Annotated in this window: 10 protein-coding genes and 1 pseudogene; 4 read left to right on the forward strand and 7 right to left on the reverse strand. The window is 74.0% G+C overall.

The window, feature by feature from the left end; translation table 11 throughout:
- Positions 1–76: 76 nt before the first annotated feature.
- From ACFYYJ_RS00410 to ACFYYJ_RS00420, 3 genes are all read right to left on the reverse strand, one after another.
- A complete protein-coding gene (locus tag ACFYYJ_RS00410; RefSeq protein WP_385126614.1) occupies positions 77–322 on the reverse strand; it encodes a DUF397 domain-containing protein in 246 nt (81 codons plus the stop codon).
- A gap of 120 nt (positions 323–442) precedes the next feature.
- Entirely contained in the window at positions 443–2,488 is a 2,046-nt protein-coding gene (locus ACFYYJ_RS00415) for an FUSC family protein (RefSeq protein ID WP_389127434.1), read from the reverse strand.
- A gap of 264 nt (positions 2,489–2,752) precedes the next feature.
- Entirely contained in the window at positions 2,753–3,928 is a 1,176-nt protein-coding gene (locus ACFYYJ_RS00420) for a DUF2786 domain-containing protein (protein WP_389127436.1), read from the reverse strand.
- Between the two features lie 279 nt (positions 3,929–4,207).
- Between ACFYYJ_RS00420 and ACFYYJ_RS00425 the strand changes: the two genes are divergently transcribed.
- Positions 4,208–5,872: a bifunctional 3'-5' exonuclease/DNA polymerase gene (locus ACFYYJ_RS00425; RefSeq protein ID WP_389127438.1), complete on the forward strand. Its 1,665-nt coding sequence runs from the start codon at positions 4,208–4,210 to the stop codon at positions 5,870–5,872.
- On the opposite strand, the gene ACFYYJ_RS00430 is transcribed toward ACFYYJ_RS00425, so the two are convergent.
- The 4 genes from ACFYYJ_RS00430 to ACFYYJ_RS00445 all read right to left on the reverse strand — a co-directional run bounded on the left by ACFYYJ_RS00430 (position 5,854) and on the right by ACFYYJ_RS00445 (position 9,572).
- Positions 5,854–7,152, reverse strand: coding sequence for a hypothetical protein (locus ACFYYJ_RS00430; protein WP_389127440.1), 1,299 nt, complete (start codon positions 7,150–7,152; stop codon positions 5,854–5,856). The genes ACFYYJ_RS00425 and ACFYYJ_RS00430 overlap by 19 nt on opposite strands.
- Positions 7,153–7,195: 43 nt before the next feature.
- On the reverse strand, positions 7,196–7,729 hold the full coding sequence (locus ACFYYJ_RS00435; protein ID WP_385360728.1) for a SigE family RNA polymerase sigma factor: 534 nt from the start codon (positions 7,727–7,729) through the stop codon (positions 7,196–7,198).
- Positions 7,730–7,784: 55 nt separating this feature from the next.
- Positions 7,785–8,264 carry a GNAT family N-acetyltransferase gene (locus ACFYYJ_RS00440; RefSeq protein WP_385126603.1) on the reverse strand — a complete coding sequence of 160 codons (480 nt, stop codon included), beginning with the start codon at positions 8,262–8,264 and terminating at the stop codon, positions 7,785–7,787.
- An 84-nt stretch (positions 8,265–8,348) separates the two neighbouring features.
- The gene (locus tag ACFYYJ_RS00445; protein WP_389127443.1) at positions 8,349–9,572 is read right to left on the reverse strand and encodes a serine hydrolase domain-containing protein; all 1,224 of its coding nucleotides are present in this window, start codon (positions 9,570–9,572) and stop codon (positions 8,349–8,351) included.
- Between the two features lie 255 nt (positions 9,573–9,827).
- Here ACFYYJ_RS00445 and ACFYYJ_RS00450 point away from each other — a divergent pair.
- From ACFYYJ_RS00450 to ACFYYJ_RS00460, 3 genes and pseudogenes are all read left to right on the forward strand, one after another.
- Positions 9,828–10,130, forward strand: a pseudogene (locus tag ACFYYJ_RS00450) (hypothetical protein); the annotation flags it as partial.
- A 221-nt stretch (positions 10,131–10,351) separates the two neighbouring features.
- Positions 10,352–11,707 (forward strand): type VII secretion integral membrane protein EccD, encoded by a 1,356-nt coding sequence (gene eccD / locus ACFYYJ_RS00455; protein WP_389127445.1) that lies wholly within the window; start codon positions 10,352–10,354, stop codon positions 11,705–11,707.
- Positions 11,708–11,787: 80 nt separating this feature from the next.
- Complete coding sequence (locus ACFYYJ_RS00460) at positions 11,788–13,839, forward strand: cobalamin biosynthesis protein CbiA (protein ID WP_389127447.1); 2,052 nt, start codon at positions 11,788–11,790, stop codon at positions 13,837–13,839.
- The last annotated feature ends 7 nt before the right edge of the window (positions 13,840–13,846 follow it).

The following is a 13,846-nucleotide window of genomic DNA, read 5'->3' on the forward strand; positions in this document are numbered from 1 at the left end:
TTGCGATCAGTCCCGGCCAGTGCACGTGCATGGCTTGATGACGGCTCGATGAGCGCTCTGTTCCTCGCCTGCCCTGTCAGCTGATCAGGTGGTCGAACTCGCCGTCCTTGACGCCCAGGAGCAGGGCCTCTATCTCGGCCGGCGTGTAGATGAGCGCCGGGCCGTCCGGAAAACGCGAATTGCGAACGGCGACGTCGCCGCCCGGCAGCTTCGCGAACTCCACGCAGGATCCCTGCGAGTTGCTGTGTCTGCTCTTCTGCCAGGTCAGCCCGAACGCGGTAGCGAGTTCTGCAGCTGCCATCCCGTTGTACGCGTGGTCCACAGGAAGCCCCCGATAGTGCAGATGTCAACTGCACCGGATCATAGCTGTGTTCATAAGCGCATGCATGGGCAGATGCACGTGCACGCGCAGGGTTATCCCTTGATCACAGACACGACATCCCTACGGGCGCAGGGCCTCGGAGACCTCGTCCAGTGACCCCAGCAGCTGCTCGGCGGCCCCCCGCAGCACCCCCGGCCGCGGAGCGTCCCACTCCGCCAGCACCGTCCTGACCCCGTCCCAGCACGGGACCCGCCGCTCGCGCACCTCCTTCGCGCCCGCCTCGGTGGCGGTGCGCAGCGCGTGCGCCAGGACGGCCGCGCCCGGCACCGGGTCGTGCGCGCGGTCCGGGAGGTGCGCCTCCAGGAGCATGGCGTGGCGGCCCAGCGCCGCCAGGGCGTCACCGGCTTCGTCGGCGGCCGCCCGGGACAGGCCCCGATGGCGCACCGGCTCCCCGGCGGCCCGGTCCAGCGCGTCCTGCCAGGCGACCCGGGCGTCGCGCGCCGCCAGCAGCGCCTCGCGCACGTCGGAGCGGCGGGCGGCGGCGGGATCGGCGTACTGGCTCAGCACGGCCGCCGCGTACCGCCCGTCGGCGGCGATCCAGTCGGCCAGGCGGGTGCGCAGCCTCGGGGTCTCCCAGGCCGGGTAGACGGCGTACCCGATCATCGCGAGCAGCCCGCCGACGAGGGTGAGCGCGACCCGGTCGGGCACCGTCTGGTCCCAGCCGACGCCGCCCATGCCGAGCAGGAAGACCACGTACGCGGAGACGAAGAGCTGCGCGACGGCGTACCCGGTGCGCATCAGCACGTACATCAGGCCCGCGCTGACCACGGCGAGGAAGCCGGAGAGGTACACGCCGGGGTGGACGAGCTGCACGATCCCGGTCGCGACGGCCACCCCGGCGAGGGTGCCGCAGAAGCGGGCGACGGCCCGCGCGTACGTCTGGCTGAAGTCGGGCCGCATGACCATGACGGAGGCCATCGGGGCCCAGTACGCGTGCCCGAAGGGCAGGGCGTGGCCGATCAGGTACCCGGCGCAGGCCACGGCGGTGAGCCGCAGCGCGTGCCGCAGGATCGGCGAGCCGGGGCGCAGCTCGGCCCGTACGGCCTTGGCCACCAGCGGCGCGAGCCGCGGCAGGGTGGGCCGCAGCATCGACTCGGCGGGGTCGGCGGTGCGGCCCGATCCCGGCTGGGCGGTCTCCAGTACGTCGTCCAGCAGCGCGGAGAGCCGGCGCGCGGCCCGCAGCGGCGCTCCGGTGAGGAGGTCCGCCGTGTCCGGGGACTTGAGCACGGCCAGGGACGGCGCGGGCAGCGCCACCGGTTCCCCGTGCCGGATCGCGTGCGCGGCGGCGTCCAGGACGGTGCCCGCGGCGGCGAGCAGCTCCCGCACCCGGTCCCGGCCGGGCCCCTCGGCATCGGCCCCTACGGCCGGGTCCGCGAGCGAGGCCAGCACGGGCCGGATCCGCTCCGCGAGCCCCCGCGCCCCGTGCAGCTCGGCGGGGCGCCGCCGGGCCTGGCGCGGGGTGACGGCGGCGGCGGCCCGGGCCCGCATCAGGGGCGCGGGGTCGAAGGGGGCGACGGGGTCCTGCCGCAGGCGCCGGGCGTAGTCGGCCTCGGCGGCGAGCGCGTCGGCCAGGGCGTCGCGCTGGGCGCCCCAGCGGCGGACCGGGAAGACCACGATGAGCAGGGCCTGGACCACTCCGCCGGCGGCGATCATCGCGGCGTGCCCGGCGGCCTGCGGCACGGAGGTCGGCAGGGTGACGGTGACCAGCATGATCGCGACGTTGCCGGAGGCGATCATCCCGGCGGTGGGGCCGGCGGCCCACATCATGCCCGCGGCGAAGGTCCAGACGGCGAGCAGGGCGAGGAACAGCACGGTGTGGGAGGAGCCGACGAGGTAGCCGACGAAGGTGGACACGGCCAGGGTCAGCCCGGAGGCGAGGGCGAGCACCGGCCGGGGGCGCCAGCTCTGCTGGAAGGTGGCGATGGCGGCCATGAAGGCCCCGAAGGCGGAACTGGCGGCGGCGCCGGGCCCGAGGAGCACGAGCGAGACCCCGATGACCACGGCCAGCCCGGCGGTGGCCCGCAGCGCGACGAGCGGCTCCAGCCGGGTGCGCTCTACGGTCATGCCGGTGCGGGCGGTGTCCTTCAACGCCCGGAGCCAGCTCATGGCTCCTGACCTTACCGTTTCGCGGGGTGCGTCCTGGTTTGCGGCCCTACGTGCCACCGGTGCCGAAGCGCCGCTGCGCGGCACCCCCGGGGCTCCGCCCCGGACCCCGCTCCTCAAACGCCGGAGGGGCTGACATTGCCCTCCGGGCAATCAAGCCCCCCGCCAAGCGGACGGCATCAGCCGAATCCAGCCCCGCCGGCGCTTGAGGAGCGGGGCCCGGGGTCGCGCCCCGGCGGCGGTGCCGCACCCGGGACGAGGGAGCCGCTAGCGCGGCAGCGGATTCCGGCGGCCGCCCACGTGCGCGGCATCCGCCGCCGCCGTGCCGTCCTCCCAGCCCGCGTGATCGGTGGCCCCCCGCAGCCGGGTCGTCGTCGTCTTCGGGAACATCTCGTCCGCCCGGGACGTCACCGCCACGTCACGCGCCACCAGCGCGGGCAGGTTGTCCGGGGCCTCGCTCACCGCGTGTTCCGCGGTCTCCGCCAGCCGCCGACCGAGCCGGCTGGCGTACGCGAGCAGGAAGGACTGCCGGAAGGTCTTGGTCCGCTTGCGTCCACCGGCCCGCTGCGCGGCCTCCGCGCGGGTCATCGCCGCCATGCCCTGCACCAGCAGCGAGGTGTACAGCAGTTCCACCGCCTCCAGGTCGCTCTCGAAGCCGACCACCGTGGAGAACTCGAACCCGCTGTTCCACACCGCCCGGCAGCGGTTGGCCGTGGCCACCGCGTCGAGCAGCACCGCCTTGGCCTCCTCGTACGGCGGCTCCACCCCGATCCGGCAGGCCCCCGGCACCTGCGCGGGGCGACCTCCGCGCGCCGCCAGCAACGCCTCGTCCACGGTGTGCCGGGCCATCAGCTCCTGCGCCTTGGCGCTGAGCGCCTCCGCCTCCTCGGGGAAAGTGGTCGCCTCGGCCTTCGCGAGCAGGGCGCGGATGCGGCCGAGCATGCGGGGCTCGATGTGCGCGTGTTCGTGCTCGTCCAGGGGGTCGCCCGGAAGCGGGCCCACCGGTTCGATGGACGGCAACCGGATCAGCAGCCGGAACACCTCCAGCAGCGCGGTCGCCAGGGTGAACCGGTCCGTCCGTTCCCGCTGCGCGAGCCCGTCCGCGTACTCCTGGTCGGACGCCCACCACACCTCGGCCCCGGTCCACCGCTCGGGGAGCCGGGCGTAGCGGCGAGCCTCGCCGGCGATCAGGTCGCCGGTGACGCGTATGTGCCGCTCGTCGAGGTCCCGCCGCACCAGCCGCAGCAGGTCGGCCGGCTGCCACCCCCGCTCCCAGGCCTGCCGTACGTACCCCTCCCCGCGCACGAGCAGCTCCTGGCCGACGCCGGGCCAGGCGGCCGGGTCCGCCGCGAGAACGGAAGCACCGGTGTCCAGCCCGGCGTCGTCCTGGGCGTACAGGGCTGCGGCGAAGGCTCGGTCGACGGTCTCGGCATGCTCTTTCACGCCCTCCAGCTTGGCATGCCGCCCTTGGGGAGCCGGACCTCGCGGGTGGGGCTGGAATTGCCCTGCGGGCGCTCCGGCCCGTGCGGGCGACAGGGTTGCGCTGCGCGCACGTGCAAGCCGACGCCGGCCGAAATCCAGCCCCGCCGGCGATTGAGGCGCGGGGTCCGGGGCAGAGCCCCGGCAACAGCGCCGCACCCGGCACGCCCAGGCCCAGGCCCCGGCCCCGGCCCCGGCCCCGGCTCCGCCGCACTGTCAGACCCCGGTGGGACACTCGCACCCGTGAGCGAGAACGTCGGGCGGTGGGCCCTCGCCGAGGACGGCGACGGACAGTGGCTCGCCGCGCCCATCGACGCGGCGGCAAGACCGATCCGCGTCGCCGACCCCGCGGAAGCGATCCGCGCCGCACCCCCCGCCACCCGCTGGATCTGGCAGTCCACCGCCGCCGTCTACCCCCGCCTGCTCGCCGCCGGCGCCCGCGTGGAGCGGTGCTACGACGTCGAGGACGCCGAGCTGCTGCTCCTCGGCCACGAGGGCCGCTCCGGCGAGCCCCGCTCGGCCGCCGCCGCCTGGGCGCGGCTCACCGACGACCCCGTACCCCCGGATCCACCGCAGCGCGCCGCCGAGCCCGGCGCCCAGGACTCCCTCTTCGACGCCCGCCCGGCCCCCGTCCCCCTGGACGCGCTGCTCGCCGTCCACGCCGACCAGGCGAAGCGCATCGACGCCACCGCCCACCCCGACCGCATGCGGCTGCTCACCGCCTCCGAGTCCGCGGCCTTCCTCGTGGCCTGCGAGATGCACCGCGCCGGTCTGCCCTGGCGGGCCGACGTGCACCGGGCGCTGCTGACCGAGCTGCTCGGCGAGCGGTACGCGGGCGGCGGCGAGCCCCGCCGCCTCGCCGAGCTGGCCGACCGGATCTCCGCCGCGTTCGGCCGCCGGGTGCGCCCCGACCTGCCGGCCGACGTCGTCAAGGCGTTCGCCGAGGCCGGCATCAAGCTGAAGTCGACCCGCCGCTGGGAGATCCAGGAGCTCGACCACCCGGCCGTCGAGCCCCTCCTCGCGTACAAGAAGCTGTACCGGATCTACACCGCCCACGGCTGGAGCTGGCTCGCGGACTGGGTCCACGACGGCCGCTTCCGCCCCGAGTTCATCCCCGGCGGCACCCTCACCGGCCGCTGGGTCACCAACGGCGGCGGGGCCCTGCAGATCCCCAAGGTGATCCGCCGGGCCGTCGTCGCCGACCCCGGCTGGCGGCTCGTCGTCGCCGACGCCGACCAGATGGAGCCGCGCGTACTGGCCGCGATCTCCCGCGACCCCGCCTTCATGGAGGTGGCCGGGCGCCCGGAGGACCTCTACACCGCCGTCTCCCGCCAGGGCTTCTCCGGCGACCGCGACAAGGCCAAGCTCGCCGTCCTGGGCGCGGTGTACGGCCAGACCTCCGGCGACGGCCTCAAGAACCTGGCCGCCCTGCGCCGCCGCTTCCCCCGCGCCGTGGCGTACGTGGACGAGGCGGCGAAGGCCGGGGAGGAGGGCAGGCTCGTACGGACCTGGCTGGGCCGCACCTGCCCGCCGCCCGCCCAGGTCCCGGAGGAGGGGGAGGCGGGCATCCCGCAGGACCGGGACGAGGCGTGGACCCCGAGCTACGCCTCGACCAACACCCGCGCCCGCGGCCGTTTCACCCGCAACTTCGTCGTGCAGGGCAGCGCCGCGGACTGGGCCCTGCTGCTGCTCGCGGCCCTGCGCCAGTCGCTCGCCGGGATGCGGGCCGAGCTGGTGTTCTTCCAGCACGACGAGGTGATCGTGCACTGCCCGGCCGAGGAGGCGGAGGCAGTGGCCGAGGCCATTCGGGCCGCCGGTGACCGGGCCGGGCGGATCACCTTCGGCGACACCCCGGTCCGGTTCCCGTTCACCACGGCGGTCGTGGAGTGCTACTCCGACGCGAAGTAGTCCAGTTCGCTCCACATCGGGTCGGAGGCGACGTACCGCAGCTGCTCCAGCGTCAGCGCGGGTGCCTCACGGGTGGCCGGGCCGCTCTGGTCGGCGGCGTTGTAGGTGGTCGCCGTCACCCGCAGCCCGTTCTTGTACAGGCTGTCCACGGTCCACCGGACCACGCCCTTCTCGGCAGGAGCTTGTGTGACCTTCACCTGTGTGCCGTCGAGCAGCCGGATGACGTCGCCCTCGAAGTCCGGAGTGCCGGTCGCCTTGACGACGTCGAGCCGGATCAGGGACTTGCCCTTGCCGTCGTCGACCACGAGGTATCCGGACCCGCCCTCCCCGCCCTGGGAGACGACCGGGAACTTCAGCCGCTTGACCACCATGTTCTGCAGTTGGTCGACGGCCTTCAGGTCCCGCAGCGCGTTCGCCCTCGCGGGCGACCAGCCGCTCCCCTCCTGCGCGGCCGCGGGCAGGTCGTCCAGCGCAAGGTGCCACTTGTCGGAGGTGACCAGGGCTTTCAACCCGGCGGGGGACAACGGCGGGTCCGTCCGGGAGATCTCCTGGACCGACCCGGACGGGGCATTCCCCGGGTAGATCCCGAACGGGGAATTGGATTCGGTCAACTGGATCAGGTATCCCTGCGGGGTCGCGAGCACGGCCCGCCATTGTTTGGCACCTTCACCTGCGCCGAAGCTCGGGACCATGAGGCGCTGCTCGATCAGCAGCTTGGAACCGTCGGCCAGTTGCTCGCTCGTGCAGTCCTTGCCCTCCTGCGTGTGCTGCTTGGAACAGAAGGTCGCCGTGTTGGCCATGTTGCCGCGGGGATCCACCCGACCCAGGACGAGGTTGATCTCCGCTCTGCCCTTGCCGTCGTCGTACACGCCGAGCACACCGGCGGAGCTGCGATCGGTACCGCTCGCCTTGGTGACGGACAGCGTCCCTCCCGGCAGCAGCCCCTTGAGCATCTCGGCCACCTGTTCGCCGGAGACGGCCCCGGTACCGCGGGGCGGCGGCGGCGGTGTCTGTGGGGTCCCGTCCGACGGCCCGCCCGAAGGTGACGGCGGCATCGCGACCTCGACCCGGTCCGATCCGTCCAGCAGCCCCCCCGCGTAGGCGCCCACCCCGCCGATCAGGGCCAGGGACAGCACCGATCCGCCGATCACGGCGGCCCGGCGGCGGGCCACGAGCCGCCGTCCGCGCCGCTCGCCGGCTTCCACGAGGGCGTGCCGGTCGGCCGTGAAACCGTCCCCCGCACGCCGGAGGGCTTCGCCGAGCTCGTCTTCAAAGGGCATGGGGAACCAAACCTTCCGTTCTCAGGGGTGTGCCGAGGATCACTCAGAGGCCCGCGAACTCGCCGATGCTGCCACCCAGTTGTTCCCTGAGCCGGCCGAGCGCCCGTGAGGAACGGGTACGGACCGCCGCCGAGCTGGTGTTCATCGCGTCGGCGGTCTCCTCGATGCTGCGGTCCTCCCAGTACCGCAGCACGAGCACCGCCCGGTCCTTGGGCGCGAGCCGCCCCAGCGCCTCCAGCAGCGTCAGCCGCAACGCCGGATCGGCCGAACCCGAGTCGGATCCCGACCCGGCGGCGGCCGCGCCCGAATCGGGGAACTCCCCGACCGGGCGCTCCCCCGCCGACCGCCGCCGCTGGTGCGTCAGGAAGGCCCGCACGAGGACGGTCTGCGCGTACGCCGCCGGGTTGTCGATGCGGGAGATCCGCCCCCAGAGCAGGTACATCCGGCCCAGGGTCTCCTGTACGAGGTCCTCCGCGAGATGGGTGTCCCCGCTGGTCAGCAGGCAGGCCGACCGGTACAGGTGCCCCGATCTGCCTTCCGCGAACTCACGGAACCCGTCTCTGCGACCCTGCCGCATCTACTCCCCCTCGCGTCGTCTCACCCCATCGACGCGACGGCCACCGCGGAATGTTTCACCCGAGTTCGTGGAAGTAGACGTGGAACTCCTCGCGTACGAAGCCCTCGGCCTCGTACAGCCCCTGCGCGACCGTGTTGTCGTAGGCGGTCTCCAGCTGGACGCCCGCCACCCCGGCCTCGCGCGCCCGGCGCAGCACCTCGCGCAGCAGGGCCCGGCCGGCGCCGGTGCGGCGGCCTTCCGGTGCCACGTACAGGTCGTTGAGGACCCAGGCGGTGCCCATCGTGAGCGAGGAGAAGGCCCGGTAGACCTGGGCGAAGCCGACCGTGCCGACGCCCGGCGCGTCGGCGAGCAGGATCAGGGACTCGTCCTTCGCGATCCGCTCGGCGAGGAAGGCGCGGGGCCGGTCCGGATCGGTCACCTCCACCTCGTAGAAGTCGAGGTACCCGCGGAACAGCGCGGCCGCCGCCTCGACGTCCGCCTCCCCCGCGACACGCAGCTCGATCCCCGGTCCCTCTTGCGTGACCTGAGCGTCCACACCCGTCTCCTTCGTCCGTCCCTGCGCGCCGGACCCAATTGTGCGCGCAGGGACGGACGCCCCCGATGTCGGCCCGCCACCGCGCTACTTGGTGGTGGACTGGGCGGGCAGCGAGTAGACGTGGTCCGGCGTCACGATCTTGGTGATGGCCTCGGCGAACAGGGTGCTCGGCTCCTCGCCCTCGGCCGTGATGTCGGTGTTCAGCAGGATGACCATCGTGGCCCGCGCGGGCGGCATGTAGGTGACGACGGCCTCGTATCCGGGCAGCGACCCGTTGTGCCCGATCCAGCCCTGGAGGTTGAAGATGCCCAGGCCGTAGCCCGTGCCCGGCAGGGCGCCGATGACCTTCAGCCGCTGGGCCTGCGTGGCGGGCGTCAGCAGGGACCCGGTGGCGAGGGTCTTGGCCCAGGACGTCATGTCGTCGAGGTTGGAGATCATCGCTCCGGCCGCCCAGCCCCAGGAGGGGTTCCAGTCGGTCGAGTCCTCGACCTTCCCGGTCAGCGTCTGGTTCGTGTAGCCGTGGGCGTGCGGCTTGGGGAACTCGGCGCCCACGGGGAAGAGGGTGTTCGGCAGCTTCGCCGGCGCGACGACCTTGTTGTTGATGTAGTCGTCGAGGTGCTGCCCGGTCTGCTTCTCCACGACCAGCCCGAGCAGGATCAGGTTGGTGTTGGAGTAGTAGAACTTCGCGCCGGGCTCGAACATCACCGGGTGCTCGAAGGAGTACGCGAGCAACTCCTGCGGGGTGAACGGCCGGTCCGGGTCGGTGAAGAACGCCTTGTCGAACCCCGGGTCCTCGGAGTAGTTGAACAGCCCGCTGCGCATCTCGGCGAGCTGGCGCAGCGTGATCCGGTCCCCGTTCGGGACCCCTGAGATGTACTTGCCGATCGGGTCGTCCAGACCGACCTTGCCCTGGTCCACGAGCTGGAGCAGGGCGGTCACCGTGAAGGTCTTGGTCACACTGCCGATCCGCATGTTCATGTCGGTCCGCATGGGGGCTCGGGTCGCCTTGTCGGCGATCCCGAAGGCCTTCACGTACGAGCCCTTGCCGGGCGCGGACAGGTGCACCATCACCCCGGGCACCTGGGCCTCGGCCATCACCTTGCGCACGGCCTCGTCCAGCTGCCGCTGCACGGCGGGCGTGAGCTGCGCGAAGTCCCCGTCGTCCCTGGCCGGAGCCGGGAGCGGCGCCGCGGCCGGCGCCGTGACCGCGGAAGCGCTCCAGGCGCTGCCGGCCGTCGCCCCGAGGGGCACCACCGCCATCCCGAGGGCGGCCAGTCCGATCGCCGCCCTCCGCACGCGCGTCACCATGGCGGGCCCTCCTACAGCGCAGACGACCCCCGCCCCTCCAAGCTAGCCCCGGCCCCCCCGCACCGGCGACCGCAGCGGTGGGCGGGCCACGAGTTGCGCACCGGGCCTGGACGTGCCCAGCGCTCGGACATGCTCTATGTTGCAGAGGCAAAACGGGGAGATCGCACAGTCGTACGGGCAGTCGTACGAGCAGTCGTGTTTCCCCGGAGCGGTAGTTGGCGCTCGACGAGCCGAGACTGAGGCGACGGACGACGGATGGCACGGGACTACGACAGCCAGCTTCTGGAATCGGTGGCAGTACGCCGCCGCAGGATGAGGGACGCCCTGTTGTTCGGCGCGCAGCGGGCGCGGCGGACCGCGGACGAACGGCTCGGGAAGATGTTCGCGGGCATCGCCATCGCCGCCGTCCTGTGTGCGGGATGCATCGGCTGGTCCTTCGTCCAGACCACGCTCGCGAAGCAGAAGGCCGAGCAGCAGAAGCAACAACAGCAGCAACAGCAACAGGGGCCGCTGCCGCTGCCCGGACCGTCGTCGAAGTCGAAGCAGCCGTCGGGTCCGGCGAGCCCGTCCGCGTCCTCGCCCGGCCCGTCGAAGGCGCCGAAGTCGTCGAAGACCCCGCAGTCGTCGCACTCCGCCACGGCCAAGTCGCCGAAGCCGTCGCATTCGTAGAGGAAGAAGCAGCAGCGATGTGCAGATCCGGGAGAGTTCACGGTCCCGGAGCAGAGCTGTGTCCCTTTGGCCCCGAAAGGTCGCAACGCCGCGATGATAGGTTCCCGTAAGTGGTGAGCACAGCAACGACTTCCCGGGCGCAACTGAGCCGGGTGACCCTCGTCGGCGAGCGGCGTCGGGCGGACATCGTCCTGCCCTCGGACACCCCGATCGGGCAACTGCTCCCCGACATCCTGTACTTGCTGGACGACCGGGCCGCATCGCGCCCGATGACCCGTCAGCTGATCACGTCCGACGGTTCCGCGCTGCCGCACGACAGCACGCTCGCGTCGGCCGGGATAGCCGACGGCGCCGTCCTGCGGCTCGTCAGGACCCACTCGGCGCCGCCCGCCCCCGTCGTCCACGACGTCACCGACCTGGTGGCCGACGACCTCGATCTGCAGGCCTGGCGCTGGCGGCCCGCCGCCCGCCGGGCCAGTGCCGGGGTGGCGACCGTCGCGATCACGGTCACCGCGGCGCTGCTCGCGCGTCGCGAGTTCACACTCGGCACCCTGGCCGGCGCCCTCGCGGCCGTCACCGTCGTCCTGCTGGCGGCGGGCGCGCTCGTCGCCCGGAACGGGCGGGGCAACCAGGGCCTGTCGACCGCCCTCCTGCTCGCCTCCGGCGGGCTGGGCGTCCTCACGGCGTGGACCGCCGCGGACGCCAACCACTGGTCGGGGATCGTCAGGCTCGCCGCCGTGGCGGGCTCGCTCGTCGTGTCGCTGGTGATGCTCGGCTTCTTCTCTCCGCTCGGCCGCGGCGGGCTGATGGGCGGCGCGGCCGTCGCCGTGCTCACCGCCCTGTGGGAGGCCGTCGCCGTCGTCCAGGACGATCCGGCCCGGCTCGGCGCGGTCATGGCCCTCTTCTCCGTGGTACTGCTCGGCCTGCTGCCGCGACTCGCCCTGATGGCCTCGGGTCTCACCGCGCTCGACGACCGCCGCTCCGGCGGTACCTCCGTCAGCCGCCACGAGGTGGGCAACGCGCTCGCCGCCACGCACCGCGGGCTCGCCCTCGCGACGATCGCCACCGCCGTCTCGGCGGCGGCCGCCGGGTGGCTGCTGACGCTGGCCGCGAAGCCGAGCGTGTGGACGGTGGCGCTGCCGGCGCTCGTCGCCGTGGTGCTGCTGTCGCGGGCACGGGCCTTCCCGCTGGTCGCCGAGGTCGTGGCACTGTTCACCGCCGCGGCGCTGCTGGTCGTACGGCTCGTGATGCTGTGGGGCGAGCACGGCGGGGGCGCCGGACCGCTCGCCGTCCTGGGCGTGGCCGCGCTGCTGCCGCTGCTCGTCCTCGCGGTGCAGCCGCCGGACCACGTCCGGGTCCGGCTGGGGCGCGGGGCGGACCTCGTCGAGTCGGTCGGCATGGTGGGGCTCTTCCCGCTCGCCGTCGGGGTCTTCGGTGTGTACGGGCAACTGCTGGACAAGTTCTGAGGTCCGAGGACCGAGTCAACGCGCAGGCGCTCCGGGCGGGGCAGCAGGTCGAAGAAGGAAGAAGAGGGGCAGGGGCAGACATGCCGAGCGGAGACAACTGGCAGGGCGACGTCCTGCGCGACCTGAGGTCCGGACCCCCGACCACACCCCCGGACCAGCCCGACCCGCCCCAGGGCACACCCCATGACCCCACCCAGCCCCACCAGGGTTCGGCGCCCCACCAGGCCCCCGGCGCACCACACCCCGCACAGCCCCACACGGGCCCCGACCCGTCGTACCCGGCCCCTGCCCAGCAGGGCCCCGGCGCACCACACCCCTCGCCGGCCACCCCGCAGGGCCCCGGCACGCCTCACCCCGGCCATGCCCCGCAGGGCCCCGGCCCGTCGTACCCCGGGCATGCCCAGCAGGACCCCGGCGCGCCTCATCCCTCGGCAGCCGCCCCGCAGGGGTACCCCGGTCACGCGGCGCCCCACCCGGGCCAGGCCCCAGGGACCCCCGCCTACAGCTACCCGAACCAGGCACCGCCGCAGGCCCCGGCCCAGGCGGCCACCCCGCAGGGCCAGAACCCCGCCTACGGCTACCCGAGCCCCGACCAGGGACAGCACGCGGCCCACGCCGCCGACCCCCAGCAGGGCCCGGCCCAGGCGGCCACCCCACAGGGCTTCCGCGGCACCCCCGCCACCCCGCACGGCCAGGACCCCGCCTACGGCTACCCGGGCCCCGACCAGGCACGGGCACAGGCCGCGGCACACGCCGCCGACCCCCAGCGCTTCCCCCACCAGGCCGCCGCCCCGCAGGACCCGGCCCGAGCGACCGCCCCGCAGGGCCAGGCACCCGGCTACGGCTACCCGGGCCCGCCCCACCCTCAGGCCCAGAACCCCGCCGCCGGCCCCCAGGCCTTCCCCCACCAGGCCGCCGCCCCGCAGGGCCAGGCACAGGCCCCGGCCCACGCCGCCGCCCAGCACGGCTTCCCCGGCGACCCGACCCGGCAGGGCCACGCCCCCGGACAGCCCGGGCGGCCGCAGACCCCGGGCCACGGCCCCGCCCGGCAGGGCCAGGCCCCCGCGTACCCGGACCAGCCGCAGGGCCCGGGCCACGCGCCCACCCCCCACGGCTCCCCCGGCCACTCCGCCGGCCCGCAGGGCGACGCCGCCGGATACGGCTACCCGGGTCCGAACCAACCCCCGGCCCCGGCCGCACAGGCCCGCCGCACCCCCGACTCCCGCCCCTCCGTCGACCGCAAGGTCGCCTCCGCCGGCCGCAAGCCCCTGCACGGCGAGCCCTTCGCCGCCCGCGCCACCCGCGCCCTACGACGAATCGTTTCCTCATCCGCGGCCCGCGAGGTCGCCGAGGCCACCCGCGCCGCCGAGCTGCTCCAGCAGCCCGTGACCACCGGCCGCCAGATCGCCGTCACCTCCATCCGCGGCGGCGCCGGCAAGTCCACCGTCGCGGCCCTCCTCGGCACCACGTACGCCCACTACCGGCAGGACCCCGTCCTCTTCGTCGAGGCCGACCCCGCCCTCGGCTCCCTCCCGATCCGCCTCGGCGCCGAGTCCCTGCGCTGGACCACCGGCGACATCGCGGACATCGTCGAACCCCAGATGTCCCTGCTCGACATCACCGGCTACCTCGTCCAGCTCCGCGACAACGCCTGGCTGCTGCCCGGCAGCCAGGGCCAGATCGGCGCGATGCTCGACGCCCGCTCCTACGAGCGGGCCATGGTCGCCCTGCGCCGCTACTTCGGCGTGACCGTCGTCGACTGCGAGACGCTGCCCGCCGAGGTCGCCCGCGTCGCGCTCACCGCCTCCCAGGCCCGCGTCCTGACCACCCCCGCCACCCTCGACGGCGTCATGAGCACGTACGCGGTCCTCCAGTGGATGCGGGGCCTGCCTCCGCACGTGATCGCCGGCACGGTCGTCGTGCTCACCGAGCAGTCCCCGCACTCCGGCATCGGCCTCGCCGAGGCCGTCAGCAGCCTGGAGTCCATCGGGACGAGCGTCCACGTCCTGCCGTACGACCGCCACCTGGCGGCCGGCGGCCGCATCCGCACCGAACTGCTCGCCCACTCCACCCGGCAGACCGCCGCCCGGCTCGCCGCGGACGTCTTCCAGCTGTCCCAGCAGCGCCACTGACCCGACC

The organism is Streptomyces sp. NPDC002467, from assembly GCF_042889825.1.
In the GTDB taxonomy this organism is placed as follows: domain Bacteria; phylum Actinomycetota; class Actinomycetes; order Streptomycetales; family Streptomycetaceae; genus Streptomyces.